The organism is Actinomadura sp. NPDC047616 (assembly GCF_040642915.1).
Taxonomy (GTDB): domain Bacteria; phylum Actinomycetota; class Actinomycetes; order Streptosporangiales; family Streptosporangiaceae; genus Spirillospora; species Spirillospora miaoliensis.
In genome coordinates, this window is record NZ_JBEYTB010000004.1 from 523,349 (window position 1) to 547,364 (window position 24,016).

Here is a 24,016-nt window from a genome sequence, read left to right on the forward strand (position 1 = left end):
CCGATGATCCCGCACCCGGCGGCCCGCCGTCCGGTGTGGGGCGGGCGGTCGGGCGGGTCCGGTCAGCGCAGGTGGGCGAAGCGGGCCCGCCAGGTGGCGTACCATTCGGCGAACCACGGGTCGCCGCCGTCCGGCAGGTCGGCCAGCGGGATGATGTAGGTACAGGTCTCGGCGTAGTAGCGGCGCTGGAAGTCGGGCGGCATCCGGTCCAGGGTCTGCACGTTGCTGATCCGGTCGGCGAGCTTGACCATGATCGCCTCACGGGGGGCGTCGCGCAGGCGGCGCAGGTAGGCGGCCTTGGCGGCGCGTTTGGCCTGGCGGCCGAGCCCGTCGGACGGCGGCTTGGTCACCCACTCGACCAGCTCGCCCACCCACGGGCCGAACTCGGCCTCCACGTCGCGGGCGGTGGCGCCGGTGTCCTCCACGACGTCGTGCAGCAGCGCGGCGGCCAGGACGGACACGTCGGTCACGCCGCGTCCGCGCGCCAGGACCTCGACGGCCTCCAGCAGGTGCTCCAGGTAGGGGGCGCCGGTGGGCCGGGTCTGGTCGCCGTGCCAGTGGCGCGCGGCGGCCACGGCCCGGTCCAGCGTGGCAAGGTCGGCGGGAGCGGCGCCGGACGCGGCGAGGGCCGCGCGGGCCTGGTCCCACGTCCGCCACGTGGTGAACAGTTCCACCGGAACCTCCGTTCTGGCCTGGCCGTGTCGCGCGGGGGGCGTGGAACACGGCATGGTGGAGACGTTCTCGCAGCACAGTACGTGACGGCGGAAGGAGGCGGCACGGGCGTGGGCGGCAGGCGGTTCGGCGGGCGCCGGCGGGCGGCGGTCGGCGTCGTCTGCGGCGTGCTGGCCGTGGCCGTCTGCGGGGTGCTGGTGGTGCGGGCCGTCACGCGCGCCGAGTGGTGGCAGGTGCGGCACAGCGTCACCGCCGTGCCCGTCGCGCCGCTGGCGGACGTCGGCCCCCCGCCGGGCCCGCTGGCGACGAGCTGGCAGCGTTCGGCGCCGGTGCACCGGGGGCCGCTGGCCGGTTACAACAGTGTGGCGTTCGAGGTGGCGCACGGGCAGGCGGTGCTGGCCTCGGGCGGCGGCCTGGACGTCCGCGACGCCCGCACCGGCGGTGAACGCTGGAGCTACCGGCGCATGGGCTGGACGATGCTCGGCTGGGCGGCCACCGGCTCGCGGCTGGTCGGCTACTTCGAACGCGACGGCGACCGCGGCGAACGGATGATGGTGGGCTTCGACGCGCTGTCGGGCGCCGAGCTGTGGCGGCAGGCCGACGAGACGCCCGCCTCGGTGGCCCGCACCACGCTGCGCTGGCCCGCGGGCTCGGACGCCGCGCTCACCACCAGCGGCGACCGCCGCGTCCTGTACGGGCGGTCGGCCGCCAACGGCGCCCGGCTGTGGACGCAGCGGCTCCCGGCGGGCTGCCGGCTGTTCGAGGGCGCCGCGCACGCCTCCGACTCCGTGGAGACGACGGCCGTCCTCGCCCTGGACTGCGCCAAGGGCCCGAGCCGCCTGATCGCGGTCAGGCCGGACACCGGCGCCGTGCGCTGGACGCGCCCCCTGGAGTCGGCGGAGGCCCCCGAGGTGACGGTGCTGGACGGCGTCACGCTCGCCGACGACGGCACGGCCCTGCGCGCCTACCGCGAGAACGGCCACCGGCTGGCCGAGTGGGGCGGCGAGAACGTGTGCGGCGACGCCATCTGCCCGGCCGTGGTCGCCGGCGGCCGCCTGGTCGTCGCATACCGGCCCAACGGCGCGCGCCGCGGCGAACGGCGGCTGGAGGCGGTCGAGACGGCGTCGGGGCAGGCGGCCTGGCGCCGCGACGCCCCCGCGTACGCGGCGCTGGCCGCGGCGGGCGGCCGGATCTACGCGCTGCGGCCCCGGCTGTCGGGCGCGCTGCTGCCCGCCGGGGTGGACGTCGTCGAACCCGGCGACGGCGGCAGCCGGACGGTCGCGGCGCCGTTCGCCATGGACCCGGAGCTGGACGGGGCGCGGCCCTGGCTGGCGGCGGCGGGCGGGCTGCTGTACGCGGCGGTGCCGACCGCGACGCCGCGTCCCGGGGGCGCCGCCCGGCTGGTGGCGCTGCGCGGCGGTTCGGCCGGGCCGGGCCCCGCCGAGCTGGGCGGCACCCCGGCGGCGGACTGGCCGGACGCCTGCGCGCTGCTGAAACGGCCCGACCTGCTGGCCGCGCGCCTGGATCCCGGCAGTGCCCGCCCCGGCGGCGACCGGATCGGCGAGCAGAAGCTGCCGCATCCGGTGAGCTGCACCTACGAGGCGCCGGAGCGGGACGGGCTGCCGGACGCCCCGCCGCTGACCGTCGCGCCGTCCGGCGGCCCCTCCGAGCAGCCCTCCGGCGTCCCGGCGGCGCCGCGGGACTCCGCCTCCCCGGACCGGCCGGGCTCGGCGTCACCGAGCGCGAGCGCCTCCGGCGGCGGGGTGTCCGGCAAGAAGAGCCCCGGCAAGGACGGCGACCGCCGCACCCCCGAGCCGAGCGCGAGCGGCCCGGGGACGGACGACGACGAGTGGGGCGCCCGCAGCCTCACCGTGACCGTCAAGTGGGTGGCGCCGACCGGGCAGGCCGCGTCGGCGCTGATGGAGACGCTGCGGGCGGTCCAGTCCCAGGCGCGGCGGCGCACCGACATCGGCGGGGACGAGGCGTACGAGCTGGGCCCCACGGCCGGGACGATCGCCGTGCGGGTCGACCGTTACATCGTCGTGGTCACCGCCGCCCGCCCGCCCGGCGCGGCCAGCAGGCTGGCCCGCGCCGCCGCCGTCGGGCTGACCGGGGGAGCGGGGCGCTCCCCCGAGCCGTCCTAGTCGGCGAGCGGCTCGGGCTGGGGCGCCACGACCGGGCCGGGGGTGGTGCGTCCGGCCCACTGTTCGAGCTGGGCGACGAACCGCTCGGCGTGCACCGGCCAGTGGAACCGGGCCCGCGCCGTCTCGTAGCCGCGCTTGCCGAGGTCGGTGCGCAGCTCGGCGTCGTCGCGCAGCCGCCGGATCGCGTCGGCGGCGGCGGCCGGGTCGCCGAACGGGACGACGAACCCGCAGCCGGCCGGTTCGACGATCTCCACGGCGGGCGGATTGGGCGTGGTGATCACCGGGATGCCGCGGGCCATGTACTCCACGACCTTGGTCGGCATCGAATGCCGGTAGTTCGGCTCGTCGTGCAGCAGCGCCAGGCCCGCCATGGCGCCCTCGGCGATGCGCAGCGCCCGGTCGTTGGGCACGAAGCCGTACCAGCGCAGCACGCCCTCGCGCTGGGCGTCGCGCAGCGCGGGCCGCACGTCGCCGTCGGCGGCGCCGATCAGCTCGACCAGGACGCCCTCGGGCGCCAGCAGCCGGGCCGCCTCGATCATGTCGAACGCGCCCCGGGCGCGCGACAGGTGCCCGACGTAGACGGCGCGGTGGCCGTCCGGCGGGGAGGGCGGCAGGTCGGACACGTAGGTGGTGTTGGGCACCACCGGGTGCTCGCCCTGGAACCGCGCGCGGTAGCCCTCCTCGGCCAGCAGCAGCCGGTGCCGGCGTTCGCTGCGCGTCTCCAGGCGCCGCACGGCGGGACGCAGCAGCGGCCGCACCGGACCGGGCACCCAGCCCTTTGCGGTGAGGGCGGCGGCGGTGTCCTCGTGCACGTCCCACACCACCGTGCGCCTGCGCACCGAGCGGGGCAGGCCGACCAGCAGCTCCGGGTCGTGCAGCAGGATCACGTCGGCGTACGGGGCGTGCTCCTCCAGCGCCCGGTGCGCGGCGCGCAGCGCGCGGAGCCTGCGCCGTCCCACCGCGCGCGGCACGTCCACCGGGCTCACCCGCCGCCAGGGCGTCACGTTGCACGCCCGGAACGGCGCGATATAGGTGACCTCGTGACCGGCGTCGAGCAGCGCGCGAATCTGCCGGTGCAAAATCCTGGCATCCTCTGGATGATGCACAATCGTGCAAACGCAGACCCGCATGGGCATTCACTCCGGATCGGTGCCGATAATCGTCCATCGTCGAGTCTGCGCGGGCCAGGGAAATTGTGTGTTAATTCCGCCTTACCGCGCGATGGCCGCCCCCGGTCGGCGACCCGTCCCGCGACCGGGACCGGGGGCCGCGGCGCTCAGAGCAGCTCGACGCTCTCGCTGCGGGCGCCGCGGGTGCGGCCCCGGGTGTCGAACAGCAACCGCGCGTGCCGGGACAGCAGCGACGCCTCGTAGGCCGCGTGGTCGGCCAGGACGATCACCAGGTCGGCGTCCTCCAGCGCGGCCACCAGCTCCGGATCCCACGGGGACGGCTCGGCGCCGGGGCGCTGCCCGCCGCCCGGCCGCACCACCGGCGGCGGGCCGACGCGCGGCACCTCCGCCCCGTCCACCCGCCAGTCGGCGACGTACGGGTCGTGGAAGCGCAGCTCGGCGCCGAGCCGGGCCAGCCGCCGCGCCACCGGCCGCGCCGGCGACTCGCGCTGGTCGGCGATGTCGGCCTTGTAGGTGACGCCGAGCAGCAGCACCTTGGCGCCCTTGAGCGCGCGGCCCTGCTGGTTGAGCAGCTGCTGGGCGCGCTCGACGACGTACCGGGGCATCCGGTCGTTGATCTCCTGGGCCAGCTCCACGAACCGGAACGGGTAGCCCAGCGACCGCACCTTGTACGACAGGTAGTTCGGGTCGATGGGGATGCAGTGCCCGCCCACGCCCGGCCCCGGCCGGAACGCCTGGAAGCCGAACGGCTTGGTGGCCGCGCAGTCGATCGCGTCCCACAGGTCGATGCCCAGCTCGTGGCAGAACACCGCCATCTCGTTCACCAGCGCGATGTTGACGTGCCGGTAGGTGTTCTCCAGCAGCTTGGCCATCTCGGCCTCGCGGGTGCCCTTGGCCTGCACGACCTCGTCGACGAACTTGCCGTAGAACGCCGCCGCGGCCGACGCGCACGCCGGGGTCAGCCCGCCCACGATCTTGGGGGTGTTGCGCACCCCGTAGACCGGGTTGCCCGGGTCGATCCGCTCGGGGGAGAACGCCAGGTGGAACTCCTCGCCCGCGGCCAGCCCCGACGTCTCCAGGATGGGCCGCACCACCTCGTCGGTGGTGCCCGGGTACGTGGTGGACTCCAGCACCACCAGCGTGCCCGGCTCCAGGTGCCGCGCCACGGTCTCGGCGGCGCCGCGCACCGCGGTCAGGTCCGGGCCGCCCTCCTCCGACAGCGGGGTCGGCACGCAGATCACCACGGTGCGGGCGCCGTCCAGGACGTCCTCGTCCACGCTCGGCCGGAACCCCGCCGCCAGCATCTCCTCGACCTCGGCGGCCGACACGTCGTCGACGTGCGACAGCCCGGCCTTCAGCCCGGCGACGACCCGCGGGTCGCGGTCCAGCCCGCCGACCCGCAGGCCGGCCCGGCACGCCTCGCGCACCAGCGGAAGCCCGACGTAGCCGAGCCCGATGACCACCAGATCCACCCGGCGGCTCCCTTCACGCGTGTTCACGGCGCCGGAACGGCCGCTCCTGCCGTACGGGACCCGCCGCGCGGGAACCGTCGGCACGGGTTCCCGGTGTCACGGGAACCCCTGTCACGGCACCCGCGGCGGGTCCGGATAGGCGGACCGGTACCGGTCCGCCACGGCTCGCCAGGTGCGTTCCGCTCGAACCCATTCCCGAGCGGTCTGTCCGATTTTCCGGCGTAGTTCGGGACTGTAAATGAGCCGGGAGAGTGCGTCCGCCCATGCCTCCGGGTCTTCCGGAACTGTTAACGTCCCGGTCACGCCCGGTTCCACGATTTCGCGCAATGCCTTGACATCACTTGCTATTACTGGGATTCCCCCGGCCATCGCCTCCACGGGCTTGAGGGGCGTGACCAACTGGCAGACGCGGTCGGCCCGCCGGGGAACCGCGAACACATCGAGGACCGCGTGATACCGACGTACCGACGACATCGGCACCCTGCCGGGGAACACCGCGCGCACGCCGCGCTCGGCGGCGCGCCGTTCCAGCGCGCCGCGCTCCGGTCCGTCGCCGACCAGCAGCAGCACCACGCCGGTGCCCTGCCCGCGCAGCAGCGCCGCCGCGTCGATCAGCGTGTCGATGCCCTCGTAGCCGTAGAACGACGAGGTCAGGCCGACCACCGGGGCGTCGGTGCCGAGGCCCAGCTCGGCGCGCAGATCGGCGGCGTCGGGCAGCGGCTCGAGGAACGCCTCGTCCACCCCGTTCGGCACCGTGATGATCTTCTCGGGGTCGACGCCCCGGCCGGCGATCTCGGCGCGCATCGCCTCGCCCAGCGTCACCACCACGTCGGCGGCGGCCATCCGCCGCGTCTCCAGCTCGCGGGTGAGCCGGTAGAAGTCGTCGGTCTCGCGGTGCGACGGGTCGCGCGACAGCCAGGAGTCCTCCAGGAAGCCGCGCACCTCGTACACCACCGGCAGGTCGTGGCGGCGGCCCAGTTCCAGCGCGACGGCCGCGTTGTGGTGGTCGCTCACCGCGTGCAGCACCGCCGGGCGCAGCTCGCGCACCAGCCGTCCCGCCAGGTCGGCGCTCTTGGCCACGGCCTTGACGGGCGTGCCGGGCGGCAGCCACGGCAGCAGCCGGTGGTAGGGCACCCCCTCCACGTCCACCCGCGCGCGCAGGTCGGCGATGCCCTGGTTGAGCGGGTAGCCGAGGCGGGTGACCACGTGGGTGTCGTAGCCCATCGCCCGCTGCGCCAGCGCGATCCGGTGGGTGCGCACGGTGTACCCGGCGTTCGTGCGGGGCAGCGCGTTCGTCACGAACTGCAGGACGACCGCGGAGCCGGCCGGACCGGCGCCGCCCGTCGTCGCCGCGGCGGCGCGGCCGGGGACGTCGTGGTCGAGCAGGACGCGCAGGTCGGCGGACTCGCGCCGCGGATCGCGCGGCCGGGGCACCGCCAGCCGGCCGAGCCGGGTGCGCCGCAGCCGGGCGCTGGCCCCGGCGGGCAGCGCGCGCAGCAGCAGCCGCACGGCCAGCCGGGGCGCCCGGCGCGGGTCGGCGCGCAGCTGCCGCCAGGCGAGCCCGGGCAGGTAGACCGCCGCTTTCAGCGGCGGGAGCAGGGGATTTCGGATGAGCACGGCGGGCGAGCGTAAGCAACCCGGATGAACAGAAGGGAAATTGTGTTGGGGTCGATCGTTCATGTCCTGGGGGCCCGGCCGAACTTCGTCAAGGCCGCCCCGGTGATCGGGGCGCTGCGCGCGGCGAACGCCGGGCAGGCCGTGGTGCACACGGGCCAGCACTACGACGAGCGGATGTCGGAGATCTTCTTCCACGAGCTGGGCCTGCCGGAGCCCGACGTCAACCTCGGCGTCGGCTCGGGCAGCCACGCGGCGCAGACCGCCGCGCTGCTCACCGGACTGGAGGGGGAGTTCACGAGCCGTTCACCCGCGCTCGTCATCGTGTACGGCGACGTGAACTCGACGATCGCCGCCGCCCTCGTCGCGGCCAAGCTGCACATCCCGGTCGCCCACGTGGAGGCGGGGCTGCGCAGCTTCGACATGACCATGCCGGAGGAGGTGAACCGGCGCCTCACCGACCAGCTGTCGGACCTGTGCTTCGCCACCAGCCCCGAGGCCGTCGGGCACCTGGCCCGCGAGGGCGTCCCGGTGGAGCGGGTGCACCTGGTCGGCAACCCGATGATCGACACCCTGCTGGCCAACCTCGACAAGTTCGACACCGCCCGGGTGCGGGCCGAGCACGGGCTGCCCGAGCGGTACGTGCTGGCCACCATGCACCGCCCCGCCAACGTGGACGCGCCGGAGACGGCCGCCGCGCTGGTCCGGCACCTGCACGGCGTCGCCGACCTGGCCGACCTGGTCATCCCGGTGCACCCGCGCGGCCGCGCCAACCTGCTGGCCGCCGGGCTGGACGACCACCCGGGCGTGCACGTGCTGGAGCCGCTGGGCTACATCGACTTCGTCGCGGCGGTGCGCGGCGCGGCGGCGGTCGTCACCGACTCCGGCGGCCTGCAGGAGGAGACCACGATCCTCGGGGTGCCGTGCCTGACCGTCCGGCCGAACACCGAACGGCCGATCACGATCACCCACGGCACCAACCGGCTGGTCGGCTTCGAGGAGCTCGTCCCCGCCGCGCGGAAGGTGCTGGAGGCGGGGCACGTCGACGCCTCGCGCAAGCCGCCGCTGTGGGACGGCCAGGCCGGACCCCGCATCGCCGACGTGATCATGGAGTATCTCGGTGACCAACCCGCGTGACGCCCTACCCAGAGCCGCATCCGCAGCGAAGGCCAACCGCCAGGTGGCCCGCCTCCGCGCCCAGCTGCGCGAGAGCCAGGCCCGCGTGCAGGAACTGGAGCAGCGGCTGACCGCCCTGGAGACCTCGGCGGCGCTGCAGTTCGGGCGGCTCGTCGCCGGCGCGGCCCGCAACCCGCGGCGCCGCGCGCCGCGCCTGCCGCGCGAGCTGTACCGGCTGTGGAAGAAGCGCAACGCGCCCACGGCCGCCTCGGCGACCGCCACCGACGCCAAGGACCGCGTCCAGCTAGACCACGTCGACCGGGCCGAGGACCGGCTGCTGGTGGCGGCCCCCTACGAGGGCCCGGTGATCGCCGGGATCCTCGGCCGGGCCGCCGCCGCGGCGCTGGCCGGGCACGCCAAGATCGTCCCGCTGTACCCGCACGACGCCGTCACCGTGCTGGAGACCGCCGACGTCGACATGCTGGTGGTGGACGCGGCGGCGGGCGAGCCCGGCGGCCCGTGGGCCTACCTGGGCACGCCCGGCATGTACGACCGCGAACGCGTCCTGCACGACGCGCGCGAGCTGGCCCGCGTCCGCGGCCTGCCGCTGGTGCTGTGGGGCGAGGCGCCGCCGCCGGGCCTGGCGATCCTGCAGTGGGACGCCACCGTCACCGCGCCCGCGCGGCTCGCCGAGCTGGTCCCGACGTTCGAGCCCGCCTGACCGAAACGCAACGCCCGAAAGGAATGCCCGTGCGACCACGCGCGCTCGTGTACGGCGACGTCGATCTCAACCTGATCGACGGCTCGGCGATCTGGGCCCAGGGAATGGTGCAGTCGCTGGCCCGCGCCGGCTGCGCGGTGACCCTGGTGCTCAAGGCCCCGGTCCGCACCGGACGGCTGGTCGACCCGCTGCGCGCCCTGCCCGGCGTGACCGTGCGCAGCCCGCACGCCGAGGGACGGGTCGAGGGCGACCGCGGCATGCCCGCCAAGCAGGCCGCCGTCGTCCTGACCGAGATCGACGCCGAGGACCCGTTCGACCTGGTGGTGGTGCGGGGACGGCGCCTGGCCGGCAAGCTGGCGGCCGGGCCGCTGGCGGGACGGCTGTGGACGTACCTGACCGACGTGCCGCAGTCGGCGGGCGAGTTCGACCGGGCGGCCAAGGGTGAGCTGCGCCGCATCGCCGACGCCTCCCGGATGCTGCTGTGCCAGACCGAGGAGCTGCGCTCGTTCCTGGAGAGCGCCGTCCCGGCCACGGCGGGCAAGAGCGTGCTGTTCCCGCCCGTGGTCGTCCTGCCGGACGGGCTGACGCCGCGCGGCGGAGAGCCGCCGCGGGGCCGGGCGCTGCGGCTGGTCTACACGGGCAAGTTCGCGCCGCGCTGGAACACCTACGAGATGACGGGGCTGCCGCGCATGCTGGCGCTGCGCGGCGTGGACGCCGAGCTGCACATGGTCGGCGACAAGATCCACGACGACCCGAAGGACCCCGGGTTCTCCACCCGCATGCGCACCGCCCTGGAGAGCGCGCAGGGCGTGGTGTGGCATGGCGGCCACCCGCGCGCCGAGGCGATGCGGCTGACCGCCGAGTGCGACGTGGGCCTGTCGTGGCGGCACCCCGAGATGGACGCCAGCCTGGAACTGTCCACCAAGGTGCTGGAGTGCGGCGCGCTGGGAGTGCCGGTGCTGCTCAACCGCACCCCCATGCACGAGCGGCTGTTCGGCGCCGACTATCCGTTGTTCGTGGCGTCCGAGACCGACGTGGTCGACGCGCTGACGCTCATCGGCAAGAACCCCGACCTGTACGCGCTGGCCGCCGAGCGTTGCCGGGCCGCCGCGCGCGACTACACGCTCGACGCGGCCGCCGAGCGGCTCGGCGCCTACCTGGCGCAGGCGTTCCCGGACCCGTCGGAGGCCGTCCTCGCCGCCGCCCGTCAGGCCGCCGCGCACGGCGCGGGCGCCGCCCCGGCGGGCGCCGCCGGCGAGCGGAAGCTGCGCGTGGGCGTCGCCGGGCACGACCTGAAGTTCTTCACCCGGCTGCTGGACTACCTCCGGTCGCGCCCCGACATGGAGGTCCGCGTCGACCACTGGGCCGCGCTGAAGGTGCACGACCCCGAGCGCAGCCGGGAACTCGTCGAGTGGGCCGACGTGGTCGTGTGCGAATGGTGCGGGCCGAACGCGCTGTGGTACGCCAAGCACAAGCGGCCCGGCCAGCGCCTGCTGGTGCGCCTGCACCGGTTCGAGCTGTACGCCCGGTGGCCGCAGCACCTGGACATCGACGCGGTCGACCAGGTGATCTGCGTCAGCCCGCACTACGCCAGGCTGACCCGCGAGACCACCGGCTGGCCCGCCCACAAGGTCACCGTCGTGCCGAACTGGGTGGACGACCGGCAGCTCGACCGGCCCAAGCTGGCCGGCGCCGAGCACCACCTCGGCATGATCGGCATCGCGCCGTCTCGCAAGCGGCTCGACCTGGCGCTGGACGCCCTGGAGGAGCTTCGCCGCGACGATCCCCGGTTCACGCTGTTCGTCAAGTCCAAGCTGCCGTGGGAGTACTGGTGGATCTGGCAGCGCGACGAGGAGCGCGCGCACTACGAGCAGGTGTTCCGCCGCATCCGCCGCTCCCCGCTGCTGGCGGGCGGCGTGGTGTTCGACACCTACGGCCGGGACGTGGCCGCGTGGCTGCGCCGCATCGGGTTCGTCCTGTCCACCAGCGACGACGAGAGCTTCCACCTGGCCCCGGCCGAGGGCATGGCGTCCGGCGCGATCCCCGTGCTGCTGGGCTGGCCGGGCGCCGACACCATCTACGACACCCGCTGGATCCACGCCGACGCGTCCGCGATGGCCGCGTCGATCGCCACGACGGTGCGCGACGGCCACTGGGAGGCCGACCGGCAGGTGGCCCGCGAGCAGGTCACCCGCGCCTACGGCCTGGCCGAGGTCTGCCGCCAGTGGACCGAACTGCTGGCGGGCGTCCGCGCCTAGGAATTTGGGGGACGACCCCCAGCCCCCCGTCACCCCGGCAGGCGGTCCTCGCTCCGCTGGCGCTCCGCTGCGGTCGCCTGCCGGGGCGCTAGGAACCGGGGAACAGGTGATCGACGACGCGGGCGGCGGCCCTGCCGTCGTCCAGCGGGCAGAACCGCTCGACGAACGCGTCGTAGTTGTGCCGGTACTCCTTGGCGATCGGCTCGATGTCGCGGATCGCCTCGATCACCGCGTCGGAGGTCTCCAGCAGCGGACCCGGCGCCTCGGCCTGGAAGTCCAGGTAGAAGCCGCGCAGCCGGTCGCGGTAGTCGGCCAGGTCGTAGGTGAAGAACAGCATCGGCCGCCGGGTGTTGGCGTAGTCGAACATGACCGACGAGTAGTCCGTGATCAGCACGTCGGCGATCAGGTACAGGTCGGTGATGTCGGGGTAGAGCGAGACGTCCATGACGAACTCGCCGTCCTCGGGCACCCCGTCCACGACGTTGCTGTGCAGCCGGACCAGCAGCACGTGGTCCTCGCCCAGCGCGGCCCGCGCCCGCTCCAGGTCCAGGCGCAGGTCGAACTTGTAGCGGCCCCGGCTGTAGTACTGGTCGTCGCGCCAGGTCGGCGCGTACAGCACGACCCGCTTGCCCGCGGGCACGCCGAGCCGGTCCCGCACCCGCGCCGCGACCCGGTCGGCCTCGGGGTGGTACAGCAGGTCGTTGCGCGGATACCCGGCCTCGATGATCTCGCCCTTGAACGAGAACGCGCGGCGGAAGATCTCGGTGCTGAACGGGTTGGGCGACAGCAGGTGCGTCCACTCCGGCAGCGCCGGCGCGGCCTGCGCCTCCTCGCCCTTGCCCTTCCCGCCCTTCGCCAGGGAGCGGTAGGCCTGCTTCATGCCGGGCGCGTAGGCGAAGTGCGCCTCCTTGACGTCCCGGCCGACCTTCTTCAGCGGCGTGCCGTGCCAGGTCTGCAGCACCACCTGGTCGGGGTGGCGCTGGAACCAGTCGCCGAGCCGGTGGTTGGTGATGATGTACCGGGAGCTCGCGATCGCCTCGTGCCACTCGCGGCCGTTGAGGCGCACCGGCGTGAGCGTGCCGGGCAGCTCCACCTGCGCGTCGTTGACGACCCACAGCTGCTCCAGGTCGCCCGCCAGGCCGCGCGCCACCATCTCCTGGTGGATGGCCTTGGGGCTGTCGGAGTACTGGCGTCCGTTGAAGCAGGAGAACACCACCGCGTCGCGCAGCCCCTCCTTGGCCACGCGCTGGCGCGCCTCGGACCGCAGCGTCGTCGCGGCCGAACGCTCCTCGGGCGGGACGTCGCCGGACACCCGCACCACCAGGCCGACGCGCTGCAGCTCCAGCGCGTAGCCGCGCCGCGCGACCTCCAGGGCCGGGGGCAGCGCGGACGACACCGCCGGGTCGGTGCGCACGGCCAGGGCGCGGCCGCCCGGGGAACGGAACAGCACGTCCCACTGGCCGGCGCGCAGCGGCAGCACGCCCGCCACGCTCGGCACCGCCGCGGCCGGGACCTCGGCGCGCAGCACGCCGTCGTCGCCGCGGGTCACGCCGAACGCGTACTCCTTGCGGCGGCCCCGGCTGCGCAGCACGATCTCGCCGGTGTCGCTCGCCCGGTGCGTCCCGGCCAGGACCAGGGTGCCGTCCGGACGCCACGCGCACTCGGTGACCGTCAGCCGCGCCGTGCGCGACTGGACCCGCAGGTAGCCGGACGCGTCGCGGCCGGCGAACAGCTCCCGGCCGCCGGTGAGCCGCTCGATGCCGTCGACGCCCTCGGCCAGCACCAGGGGACGCCCGTCGATCAGCACGGCCCAGTCGCAGGTGTCGTCGACGGCCCGCGGGTCGGTCACCTCGTTCGGCTCGGGCAGCGGGACGCGCGCCACGAACCGGGTGCCGACCACCGTGACCGGCACCGGGACGACCTCGTCGCCCACCGCCAGCGCCAGCGCGGCCTCGCCGGCGCAGGCGCCCTCGACCGCCAGCTCGTCGCCGTCCCAGCGCAGCGACGTCGCCTTGGCGGTGACGGTCTCCACGTCGATGCGCAGGGTGCCGTCCACCACCTGCGGGACGATCCGCACGTCGGCGTCGACGTAGTGGTACGGCGGACGGGCCGCGCTGCCGCTGGTGCCGCCGCGCAGCCGCGCCGAACGCAGCACGCCCGCGTTGAACACCACGGCCTCCACGTCCCAGGACCCGTCGGCCCAGGCACCGCCGCGCCGCAGCTTCTTGGGGTCGAGGACGAACTCGAAGCCGGTCCACGGCCCGGAGTTCTTGCCGGGCTTGCGGGTCTGCCGGGCCCGCAGCACCACGCGCCGCCGCCCCGACCGCAGCACCACGCTCTTCACCGACGTCCAGCGGCGCCGCATGCTGACCGAGTTGATGTACGCCTCGCCGGACACGAACAGCCGCCCGTCCCGCCAGGCCACCTCGTGGGTGCGGCTGCGCAGCGCCACCTCGGTGCGCGCCAGGTACACCTCGTCGGGGACGGCGAGGTTGTCGTCCTTCCAGTACGGGTGGACGACGTAGCGGCGCAGCCCGCTGCGCACGATGCTGGGGTGCGGCTTGCCGCGCGCGTACCGCACCACCTTGACCAGTTCGGTGCGGCGTTCGCGGCTGGCCAGGTGCCACTTCAGGCGGGTGATCGACGGCAGGTCGGCGAGCGTCTCCGGCTCCAGCCAGGACGCGTGCGCCGCCGCCTGCTCCACCACGGTGGCGCGCTCGTCGTCGGTGGCGTCGGGCAGGGCGTCCAGGAACGCCCGCAGCTCGCCGTTCAGCACCGACGCCAGGAAGTCGCGGCGGTCGCGGGGCGTCCAGCGGCCCTCCAGCGCGTCCAGCGCGGCGGCGACGGCGGTGAAGCCGTCGGCGACGGCCTGCGGCTCGGCGGTCGGCTGGGGCGCGGTGGGACGGGCGCGGCGCAGCACCACCTCGGGGAGCACGTCCACCGCCTCGGCCAGGAAGTGCGCCTGCACCGCCACGGCCAGGTCGTCGTCCCGGTTGATGTCCGGGAAGGTCAGGGCGTGCCGGTCCCAGAACGCGCGGCGGAACAGCTTGGCGGTGACCAGCCGGTCCTCCAGCAGCGCCGGGTGCCGGCGCACGTGGGTGCGTGACAGGGCCGACGCGAACGCCTCGCGGTGCCGCCGCGACGGTTGCGACCCCTGTTCCCGCCGGACGGCCACGTTGCCGGCCGCGAAGTCCGATCCGCTGGTGGTGAGCGCGGAGTGCAGCGCGGACAGGGCCCCTTCGGGCAGCACGTCGCCGTCGTCGGCGAACGCCAGGAACTCGCCGCCGGCCTCGGCGACGCCGATGCCGCGGGCCGCGCCGCGGCTCGGCGCCCCCCGGCGGATCACCCGGAACCGCTCGTCGGGCAGGTCGGCCTCGGCCGCCGCCCCGGTCCCGCCGTCGACCACCAGGACCTCCAGCGAGCCGTACGACTGCACGGCCAGTGACCGCAGCGTCTCGTTCAGCTCCGTGGCGGTCCCGTGCGCGAGGACGACGACGCTGATCCGGTGTGGCACCAAGGCGATCTCCTTCTGCCGGGGGGTGGCGGGAGCCTGGGTGGCGGGGAGTCTAGGGGGCTTCGGGCGGGTTGGGCACCTGTTCGCCGAGGAATATGCGGCGCACCGCCCGCTCGGCGGCGTGCCCGTCGTCCCACGGGCAGAACCGGGCGCGGAACGCGGCGCGGGCCCGCGTCACCGCCTCGTCCTGCCAGGGCGCGCCCGACCGGAACGTCTTGATCAGTTCCTCTTCGTCGTGGGCGACAGCGCCGGGCGGGAAGGCGGTGACGTCGAAGTTGGTGCCCCGGGTGAGCTGGTAGGTCTCCCAGTCGGGCACGAACAGCACGATCGGCCGGTCGGGCAGCACCGCGTAGTCGAACATGATCGAGGAATAGTCGGTGAGCAGCGCGTCGGAGGCGATGCACAGCTCCTCGACCGAGCGGTGCCCCGACACGTCGATGACCCGCTCGGGGTCCCACTGGCCGGCGCCCGGCTTGTAGAAGTAGTGGGCGCGCATCAGCAGCACGTACTCGTCGCCGAGTTCGCGGGCGAACCGCCGGATGTCGAACGTGGGCCGGAACGAGCGCTGGTACTCGCGGTGCGTCGGCGTGTAGAGGACGGCCTTCTTGCCCTCGGGAATGCCCAGCTTCTTGCGGAGCTCGGCCTTCTCGGCGTCGGTGGCGCGCGCCAGCCGGTCGTTGCGCGGGTAGCCGACCTCCAGCATCTCGTACTTGCAGGGGAAGCCGCGCTCCCACGCCTCGGTGGACAGCGGGTTGGACGACACCACGAAGTCCCACCGGTCCGCCCGGGAGATCATTAGCTTGAAGTCCATGCCCTTGGCGCTGGCCGGGTACTTCATCTGGTCCAGGCCCATGCTCTTGAGCGGGGTGCCGTGGTGGGTCATCACGTGCACCTGGCCGGGCCGCTTGACGATGTCGTCGACCCAGTTGACGTTGTTGACGAAGTACTTGCCGCGGGCCATGACGCGCCAGAAGTCCTTCGACCCGCGCACCACGTAGTCCACGCCCTTGGGCACGGACTTGACGTTCTCGCGCTTGACCACCCACACGCCGTGGATGTCCGGCGCCAGCTCCCTGAGCTTCTCGTAGATGGCGGCGGGGTTGCAGGAGTAGCCGCGGTGCCAGTACGCGGCGAACACCGCCAGGTTCTCGTCGATGGGCATGCGCAGCTGCGCCTTGTAGTACTGGCGCAGGCCGGTGCGCTTGGCGACGTTGACGGCGGCGCGCTTGCGCTTGCGGAACATCGACGTCGCGGCCTTGGCCGGCTTGCGGGACGGCGGCTTGCGGGTCAGCAGCCGCTGGTAGCCCCTGTAGTCGTTCTTCTCGATGAGCTGGTACTTCTTGGCCGCCTGCTCCCCGTCGGGAAGCTCGTGCCCCGCGGGCCGGTACCTGGCGTAGGTCTGCGCCATGCGCTCGAAGTAGCGCGGGGCGTCCTCCTCGTGCACCCGGTCGCCGCGCTCCAGGATGAGCTGCATGTGCCACATCGCGCGGTCGAACATCGGCGCCCGGAACCGCTCGCCGTCCGCGCCCATCGCGTCGATGAACGCGAACACCCGGTCGTACTGGTCGAAGACGTCGAAGTGCTTGGCGCTGGCGGTACGGGTGACCGCACCGCGCCGCCGCTGCCGGTAGATGTAGCAGACCTGGTCGAGCAGGCTGATCCGCTCGGCCGCCAGCAGCACCGGGTAGGTGACGTTGACGTCCTCGTAGTAGCCGGCGCCGAACCGCAGCCCGAGGTCCACCAGGTACTGGCGGCGGATCGCCCGGTTCCAGGCCGTCATCATCATCTTCAGCACCGACGGCCGCTCGGCGCAGGTGAACACCTCGGGCGCGGGCGGGTCGCGGAACAGGTCGTTGCCGGTGCCGCGCTTGACCTTGCCGTGCCAGTACTCGCGGGCGTGGTCGAACAGCAGCACGTCCGGGCGGGTCTCGGCCAGCCGCTCCAGGACCGCGGGGACCGCGTCGGGCGTGAGGTAGTCGTCGCTGTCGACGAACCACACGTAGTCGCCGGTGGCCATGTCCAGGCCGATGTTGCGGGCCTCGCCCAGCCCGACGTTCCGCTCCAGGTGGCGGACCCGCACCCGCGGGTCGCGGGCGGCGTACTCGTCGAGGATCTGCCCGCAGTGGTCGGGGGAGGCGTCGTCCACCGCGACCACTTCGAGGTTCGGCACGTCCGGCACCAGGATCGAGTCCAGGCACTGGCGCAGGTACCCCTGCACCAGGTGCACGGGGACGACGACGCTGAGCGATACGGGCGCGCCCGGGCGCGGGGCGGTCTGTCCGTCTCCGGTGTGAGCGGGGGTGTCTGCCATGGCTCCGAAAGGGTCTCGTCCTGCGGTCGGCCTGTAGAGGGGCTGTACGGACTTTAGTCGTTGTTTACCGGGCATACGCCGCTGATTCGATAGGACGCCGCCCACATCACCGGCCCCCACCCGTCGCTGCCCACCGTCGCGCTGTGGTTACGGTGGGACATGTTTGGCATATAAGGGATGTCCGACATGCGGGTGCCAGAGGGAGGCAAGCGGGACGTTGGTTGTGGTCGACCACAGACTCAGGATCGGTGAACGTCTGGGAAGACCGGGGGCAAGGGCCACGGCGGCGCACGCGCCGTTCGCGGTGGTCCTGACGGCGGGGATCGCGCTGCGGATGCTGGCGGTGCTGGGCTACCCGTCGGTGCTGTGGTTCGGGGACTCGGAGGGCTACCTGCGGGGCGCGCTGCGCCCGGAACCCTCCGAACTGAGGCCGAGCGGCTATTCGCTGATGCTGTGGCTGCTCAGGCCGTTCGGCGACTTCACGCTCGTGGTGGCCGTCCAGCACCTCATGGGCGTGGCGGTCGGGGTGATGCTGTACGCGGTGGCGTGGCGCGCGGCCCGCGCCGCATGGCCGGACCGCGCCCTGGCACCGGGCCTGGTCGGGGCGGCCGTGGCGGCGCCGTCGCTGCTGGACGCCTACCAGATCGAACTCGAACACCTGCTGATGTCGGACACGGCGTTCACCTTCCTGGTGACGGCGGCGCTGACCGTGCTGCTGTGGCGTCCGGGGCTGACCTGGCGGACGGGCGCGGCGGCCGGGCTGATGCTCGGGGCGGCCGCGCTGACCCGTTCGGTGGGGCTGCCGCTGATCGCCGTGGTCGTGGTGTGCCTGGCCCTGCGCCGGGTGTCGTGGCGGGCGGTGGCCGCGTCGGTGGCGGCGTTCGCGATGTGCGTCGGCGCATACGCGGGCTGGTACCGGGCCGTGCACGGCGAGTTCGCGATGTCCAGCTCCAACGGGGCGTTCCTGTACGGACGCACCGCCGCGTTCGCCGACTGCCGGGAGATCCGTCCGCCGGCCGACCTGAGGGTGCTGTGCCGGGAGCAGACACGTCACGTCCCCGGGGTGGCACCCGCCTTCGCCGCCCTGTGGACGAAGTATTCGCCGTTCCGCGACCTGCCGGGCGGGGTGACGGGCCGGTACGCCAACGAACTGGCCACCCGATTCGCCCTGCGCGCGGTGATGGCGCAGCCCGCCGACTACGCGTGGACCGTGGCGCGCGACACGTCCCGGTCGTTCGCCTGGACCCGTAGCGACTACCCCCGCAGGTGGACGGCCTCGCAGTACCGCTTCCCCGAACACGGGTGGATGCCGAAGAAGGCCGTCCCGGAGGCGCGGGCATACGGCCGCGACTCGGCCGAGCCGCGCGTCGTGGAGCCTTACGCGGGCTGGATGCGCGCCTACCAGAAATGGGGCTACCTGCCCGGGACGCTCCTGGGCGTCGTCCTGGTCGCGGGCCTCGCCGGCATGGCCGTCAGGCGGCGTCCCTGGGGAGGGGCGGCGCTGCTGCCGTGGCTGACGGGCGCCGCGCTGCTCGTCGTCCCGCCCGCCATCGCCGACTTCGACTACCGCTACGTGCTGCCCGTCATGCCGATGGCCGCGCTGGCGGCGGCGCTGGCGCTGCTGCCCCGGACCCGCGCCGCGGAGCCGCCCCGAACCCACGCCGCGGACGCAGACGACCCCGGCAAAGGCGACGCGGCAGTGCGGGGCGACAGATAGCCTGGTGAAGTTCTGCAGGTGACCGATTTGCGGACACGCGGGGTGGGTGTGGAACAAAGGCCGAAAGTGACCGTCGTCATGCCGGTCTACAACTGCCGGGCATCGCTGGGGCGGGCGCTGGAGTCGGTGTACGAGCAGTCGCTGGGCCGCTCGGCGGGCGCGGGCGCGATCGAGATCATCGCGGTCGACGACGGATCGACCGACGGCAGCGGCGAGGAACTGGACCGGATGGCGGCCGCGCGGCCCGGGCTGACGGTGGTGCACCAGCCCAACTCCGGCGGTCCGGGCGCGCCGCGCAACACCGGCATCGACCGGGCGTCCGGCGAGTACGTGTTCTTCCTCGACGCCGACGACCACCTGGCGCCCGAGGCGCTGGAGCGCATGTGCGCTATGGCCGACGCCAACGGCACCGACGTGGTCGTCGGCCAGTACGTCGGCGTGGGCCGCCAGGCGCCGGTGTTCCCGCGCGACCTGCCGCGCACCACCGTCGCCGAGACGCCGCTGCTCTACAACACCCTGTCGCCGCTGAAGCTGTTCCGCCGGTCGCTGCTGGAACGGCTCGGGCTCCGGTTCGTGGAGAACCTGTTCTCGCACGAGGACATGCTGTTCACCGCCCAGGCGTACTTCGGCGCCGACGGCATCTCGGTCGTGGCGAGCTACGACTGCTACTACTGGATCGACCGGGAGGACGGCACCAGCAGCCTCCAGCAGGGCGGCGCGCCCGCCGAGCAGTACTTCCCGGCCATCTCGGAGGTGATGAGCTTCCTGGCGGGACGGGTCGAGCCGGGCCCGCTGCGCGACCGGCTGATGCTGCGGCACTTCCGGCACGAGATCGCCACCCGGTTCGGCGCGCGCTACCGCGAGCTGCCGGAGGAGGAGCAGGCGCTCACCCGCGTCGGCGCCCGCCGGCTCGTCGACGCCTGGTACACGCCCGGCGTCGAGACCGGGCTGTGGCCCCGGTCCCGGCTGGTGATGCACTGCCTGCGGTACCGGCTGGACGACGTGCTCGCCGAGATCGTGGCGACCGACCCCGACGGCCCGCCGCCGCCCACCGTCGTGGAGAAGGACAAGGCGTTCCAGGCGTTCCCCCGCTTCCGCGACCCCGCCACGGCCCTGCCCGACCACCTGTACGACATCACCGACCGGATCGGCACCGAGAACCGGCTGACCGAGGTGTCCTGGACGCCGTCCGGCCTGCGCGTCATCGGCCGTGCCGCGCTGTCGGGCGTCACCGAGCGGCAGGAGACGACGCTGCTGCTCAGGCGCCGGGGCGAGCCGTCCGCCGAGCGCCGCCTGCCGGCCCGCGCGCTGCCCCCCGACAGGTTCCGCGCCGACATCGACCTGGTCGCCGACGAGATGCTGGACGACGGCGCCTGGGACCTGTACGTGGAGATGCGGGTGCAGGAGCTGACCGTGGTCCGGCAGCTCGGGCCGGCCGACGACCTGGAACCGCCGGAGCGGCGGCTGGTGCGCGGCGGGCGCGCGGCCGTGCCGGCCCGTCGCGGGCAGGGCCTGGAGCTGCGGGTGACCGCCGCGCAGCCCGGCGTCGTGATGACGCTGGAGAGCGCCGAATGGGCCGCGGACGGGGTGCTGCGGATCACCGGTCACGTGCCGAGCGCGCTGCCGTCCGGCCACCCGGTGGAGGCCTCCGCCGAGCTGCTGCGCCGCCAGGACGGCACGGTGGTGCCGGCGAAGGCGCGGGCGTCGTGCGTCCCCGAGGCGCTGAACCTGACCGCCGAGTTCGACCTGCGCGGCTGCGACCCGGGCAGGTGGACGCCCTGGGTGCGGTTCACCGTCGACGGCGTCACGATCCGGGTGCGCCCCCCGGCGCCGCCCTCGCCGCCGCGGCCCGGCCCGGCGGGCAGGCTGCGGCAGGCCACGCCCTACCGCACCGAACGCGGCGGGCTGTCGGTGAAGATCACGCCGGCGCGGGCCGCGCAGGCCGCGCGGCGCTTCGCCCGCCGCCTGCGGGGCTGAGCGCCTTCGGGACGGCGGCGGCGCTCTGTGCGCCGCCGTCTCCGTCTCCGGGCACGGTGCCGGGACGCAGGTTCTCGTACAGGGTCACGGTGCCGCCCTTGAAACGCCAGCGCTTCACCTTGCGGAAGGCGCCGGACCGGCGGACGAGCCGTTCCTTGGCGCGGTCGGGGGCGTCCGGCGCCTTGGCGTTCCGGTGGACGTACCAGAGGCGCTCGACATCGGCCAGGCGTCGCGCCAGCTCGGCCGAGGGGACCTCCTCGCCGTCGATGGTGCCCGACCGCGTGCCCGTCCGTCCCAGAGCGATGTCGCGCAGCCCCGCGTAGGCGTCGGCGTAGGCGCTCATGGCGCGCCGGTAGTACTGCTGGTGGAACAGCAGCGCGTCGCCGGGCCGCTTGCCGGTTCGGATGATCGTGCTGAGCGTCCGCAGGTCGTCGGCGCGCGCGTCGGGCTCGCGGACCTGCCGGTGCGCCGGGACCAGCGCCACGACGAGCACCGCCAGCACCGCCGCCGCGGCCCACGCGGGCAGCCGCCGCAGGCCCAGCGCGACGAGCAGCGCCAACGCCGGGAAGCAGAACAGCACGTAGCGGAACAGGTACGTCGGCACGACGAGCGAGGCCACCAGCAACGCGACGGGCGGCACCACCAGCCACGCCAGCAGTCCCCAGCGCGTGTCGTCTCCCGCGCCCTCGCCGGGACGCGTGGACGGGCGCCAGAGCGCGACGACGACCAGGGCGAGGGTCGGCAGGATGAGCCAGTGCGTGCCCGCCAGCATGTCGAGCAGGTACCACAGGTCGTCGCGGCCGGGCCTGGTGATCCAGTTGACCTGCGCCCGCTGCGTGACCGACAGGAGCGCCAGCGGCAGCACCGCCGCCAGCGCGCCGCCCGCCGCCACCGCCCAGCGCCGCAGGTCGCGCCGCGCCGCCACCGCGTGCGGCAGCACCAGCAGCAGCGCGAACATGTGCAGCCAGCCCATCAGCGCGACCACCGCGCCGTAGGCGGCCCACTCCCGCCGTCCGCCGTCGTCGCCCCGCCGCTCCAGGGCGCGGACCAGCAGCAGCGTCGCCGCCACCGCCAGTGCCGTCACCCACGTGTACTGGCGGGCCTCCTGGGCGTACCGCGACATCGCGGGCGACACCGCGACCAGCAGCCCGGCGACCAGCCCGGTCCGCGCGTCCGCCAGCCGCATCCCGAGCCACGCGGTGAGCCCGGCCGCGGCCGCGGCGCCCAGCACCGACGGCAGCCGCACGGCCGTCTCGCCCGCGCCGAACACCGCCACCACCGGATGCATGACCAGGTAGTACAGGCCGTGCACGGCGTCGATGTCGGACAGCAGCCGCAGCGCGTCCCACGGCGAACGCCGCGCCACCCCGATCGTGACGGCCTCGTCCCGCCACAGCGCCGGCCTCGCCAGCGCCCACAGGCCCACCGCGAACGACAGCGCCACCGGGATCGTCACCGTGAGCGCGCCGGCCCCGCGAAAACCCCCGACGGCTCTCCCGATCGCGCGCACCGACAGGACGCGCCTCGGCATGAAGACCCCCGTCCCCGCACAAAGGTGGATGTTTCGATCCTAGGTGGAATTGCGCATTTGATCTCAGCCGTCCGCGGGCGGGCTATGCTTCGCGGGGGCGGTGCCGGGGGGTTCGCGTACATGGCCGGATGCGGCCGCATGGACGGAGAGCGCGGAGCTGGAGTGAGCGACGAGGCCACCAACGTGCAGGGCTCGAGCCGATCGACGCGTGGCCTGGCGCGTGGGCTGATGGGCGGCCTGAGCAGGTTTCTTCTCGGGCACGGCCTGTTCCTGGTCGTGCTGGCCGGAGCGGTCGTGATCCGCTGGATCGCGGTGCGGGGTTTCCCGTCGGTGCTGTGGTTCGGCGACTCCAACACCTACCTGGAAGGCGCGCTGCACTTCGAGCCGTCCCCGCTGCGGCCCGGCGGCTACTCGATCTTCCTGTGGCTGCTCAAGCCGTTCCACAGCTTCCTGGTCGTGCTGGCGGCGCAGCACGCGATGGGCGTGCTCACCGGGGTCATGGTGTACGCGCTGGTGTGGCGGGGGATCCGCGCCGCCTGGCCGCGCCGCGGCGTGTGGCTGCCGGGCCTGGTCGCGTCCCTGCTGTCGGTGCCGGTGCTGTACGACGCGTACCAGATCCAGCTTGAGCACATGCTCGTCTCGGACGAGCTGTTCACCTTCCTGCTCGCCGCCGGCGTCACCGCGGTGCTCTGGAAGCCCCGCCGGATGAGCTGGTGGGTCGGTGCCCTGGCGGGCCTGCTGATCTCCTCTGCGGCCATGGTGCGGTCGGTGGGGCTGCCCATGCTGATCGTGGTGCTGGTGTGCATGCTCGTGATGCGCTCGGGCTGGCGGGCCATGGCCGCGACGGTCGTGGCGGCCGTCATCCCCGTCGCGCTCTACATGTCGTGGTTCCACTCCGCGCACGGCAAGTACGCCATCACCACCACCGACCGCATCTGGCTGTACGGCCGCACCGCCGACTTCGCCCGCTGCGACATCATCAAGCCCGACCCCGACGTCGCCATCCTGTGCCGGGACCACCTGACGCCCGTGCCCGGGACGGCGCCGGCCTTCCAGGCCCTGTGGGGCGACGACTCGGGCTTCAAGAAGGTGCCCGGCTGGATGTACAACCCCAAGGCCAACGAACTCGCCGGGGAGTTCGCCATGGCCGCGATCACCAAGCAGCCCGGCGACTACGCCCGCGTGGTCGTGCGCGACACGTTCCGCTCCTTCGAGTGGGAGCGCAAGCCCTACCCGCGCAAGAGCACCGTCGAGGAGTACGAGTTCCCCGTGGGCGCGTCACTGCGGGACGACCACGCTCTGCGCGCCTACCCGTACGGCGGCAAGACGGCCCAGGCGCGCGTCGTCGAGCCCTACGGCGACTGGATGCGCGACTACCAGGACTGGGCGTTCGTGCGCGGCCCGTACCTGGGCGTCCTGATGGCGGTGGGACTGCTGGGCGTCCTGGTACGGGTGCGGCGGCTCGGCGGCGAGGTGCTGCTGCCGTGGTCGATCTCGCTGGCCCTGCTGGTCGTCCCGGCCGCCACCGCCGACTTCGACTACCGCTACGTCCTGCCCGCCATCCCGTTCGCCGCGCTCGCCGCGGGCCTGACCTTCGCCCGCCGCCCCCGCCCGGCCGTCGCGCCCCCGGCCGCCGCCGAGCCGTCGTCCCCCGAGCCCGGTGAACTGTCCGACGACTCCGAACCGACGGAGAACCGCGAAAAAGTCGGCCGGTAATCGCCGCTCGGCGGCAGGGCCACTTTCCAGTGATTACTGAAAGTGTTCAAATGAACACTCTCTGCTGTCGTTGTATGGCTGAACATCAGTCTTGCCGACATCGATCAGAATCGCGGTAATCTT

Annotated in this window: 14 protein-coding genes; 7 read left to right on the forward strand and 7 right to left on the reverse strand. The window is 73.9% G+C overall.

Translation table 11 applies throughout. The features are described 5' to 3' along the window. Positions 1-62 precede the first annotated feature (62 nt). On the reverse strand, positions 63-674 hold the full coding sequence (locus tag ABZ801_RS13185) for an HD domain-containing protein (RefSeq protein ID WP_360696904.1): 612 nt from the start codon (positions 672-674) through the stop codon (positions 63-65). Between the two features lie 108 nt (positions 675-782). On the opposite strand from ABZ801_RS13185, the gene ABZ801_RS13190 reads away from it, so the two are divergent. Then, on the forward strand, positions 783-2,816 hold the full coding sequence (locus ABZ801_RS13190) for a PQQ-binding-like beta-propeller repeat protein (protein ID WP_360696907.1): 2,034 nt from the start codon (positions 783-785) through the stop codon (positions 2,814-2,816). Here ABZ801_RS13190 and ABZ801_RS13195 read toward each other — a convergent pair. The 3 genes from ABZ801_RS13195 to ABZ801_RS13205 form a co-directional block, all read right to left on the reverse strand. Further along, a complete protein-coding gene (locus tag ABZ801_RS13195) occupies positions 2,813-3,946 on the reverse strand; it encodes a glycosyltransferase family 4 protein (RefSeq protein ID WP_344959578.1) in 1,134 nt (377 codons plus the stop codon). The genes ABZ801_RS13190 and ABZ801_RS13195 overlap by 4 nt on opposite strands. Before the next feature lie 146 nt (positions 3,947-4,092). Beyond that, complete coding sequence (locus ABZ801_RS13200; RefSeq protein ID WP_360696911.1) at positions 4,093-5,418, reverse strand: nucleotide sugar dehydrogenase; 1,326 nt, start codon at positions 5,416-5,418, stop codon at positions 4,093-4,095. A gap of 111 nt (positions 5,419-5,529) precedes the next feature. Continuing rightward, a complete protein-coding gene (locus tag ABZ801_RS13205; RefSeq protein ID WP_360696914.1) occupies positions 5,530-7,035 on the reverse strand; it encodes a glycosyltransferase family 4 protein in 1,506 nt (501 codons plus the stop codon). Positions 7,036-7,089: 54 nt separating this feature from the next. On the opposite strand from ABZ801_RS13205, the gene wecB reads away from it, so the two are divergent. The 3 genes from wecB (at position 7,090) to ABZ801_RS13220 (ending at position 11,127) form a co-directional block, all read left to right on the forward strand. Next, entirely contained in the window at positions 7,090-8,169 is a 1,080-nt protein-coding gene (gene wecB / locus ABZ801_RS13210; protein ID WP_360697136.1) for a UDP-N-acetylglucosamine 2-epimerase (non-hydrolyzing), read from the forward strand. Next, on the forward strand, positions 8,153-8,869 hold the full coding sequence (locus ABZ801_RS13215; RefSeq protein ID WP_360696917.1) for a hypothetical protein: 717 nt from the start codon (positions 8,153-8,155) through the stop codon (positions 8,867-8,869). The genes wecB and ABZ801_RS13215 overlap by 17 nt, the downstream gene beginning before the upstream one ends. Positions 8,870-8,973: 104 nt before the next feature. Beyond that, on the forward strand, positions 8,974-11,127 hold the full coding sequence (locus tag ABZ801_RS13220; protein ID WP_360697139.1) for a glycosyltransferase: 2,154 nt from the start codon (positions 8,974-8,976) through the stop codon (positions 11,125-11,127). A gap of 88 nt (positions 11,128-11,215) precedes the next feature. Here ABZ801_RS13220 and ABZ801_RS13225 read toward each other — a convergent pair whose 3' ends face one another. After that, a complete protein-coding gene (locus ABZ801_RS13225) occupies positions 11,216-14,641 on the reverse strand; it encodes a bifunctional glycosyltransferase family 2 protein/CDP-glycerol:glycerophosphate glycerophosphotransferase (RefSeq protein ID WP_360697142.1) in 3,426 nt (1,141 codons plus the stop codon). Between the two features lie 52 nt (positions 14,642-14,693). Continuing rightward, on the reverse strand, positions 14,694-16,952 hold the full coding sequence (locus ABZ801_RS13230) for a CDP-glycerol glycerophosphotransferase family protein (RefSeq protein WP_360696920.1): 2,259 nt from the start codon (positions 16,950-16,952) through the stop codon (positions 14,694-14,696). Positions 16,953-17,256: 304 nt separating this feature from the next. On the opposite strand from ABZ801_RS13230, the gene ABZ801_RS13235 reads away from it, so the two are divergent. Further along, positions 17,257-18,669: a hypothetical protein gene (locus ABZ801_RS13235; protein WP_360696923.1), complete on the forward strand. Its 1,413-nt coding sequence runs from the start codon at positions 17,257-17,259 to the stop codon at positions 18,667-18,669. Between the two features lie 66 nt (positions 18,670-18,735). Beyond that, the gene (locus ABZ801_RS13240; RefSeq protein ID WP_360696926.1) at positions 18,736-20,646 is read left to right on the forward strand and encodes a glycosyltransferase family 2 protein; all 1,911 of its coding nucleotides are present in this window, start codon (positions 18,736-18,738) and stop codon (positions 20,644-20,646) included. Here the strand turns inward: ABZ801_RS13240 and ABZ801_RS13245 are convergent. Continuing rightward, positions 20,588-22,177, reverse strand: a complete 1,590-nt coding sequence (locus tag ABZ801_RS13245) for a glycosyltransferase family 39 protein (RefSeq protein ID WP_360696929.1) — start codon at positions 22,175-22,177, stop codon at positions 20,588-20,590. The genes ABZ801_RS13240 and ABZ801_RS13245 overlap by 59 nt on opposite strands. Before the next feature lie 162 nt (positions 22,178-22,339). On the opposite strand from ABZ801_RS13245, the gene ABZ801_RS13250 reads away from it, so the two are divergent. Then, complete coding sequence (locus ABZ801_RS13250) at positions 22,340-23,893, forward strand: hypothetical protein (RefSeq protein ID WP_360696932.1); 1,554 nt, start codon at positions 22,340-22,342, stop codon at positions 23,891-23,893. Positions 23,894-24,016 lie beyond the last annotated feature (123 nt).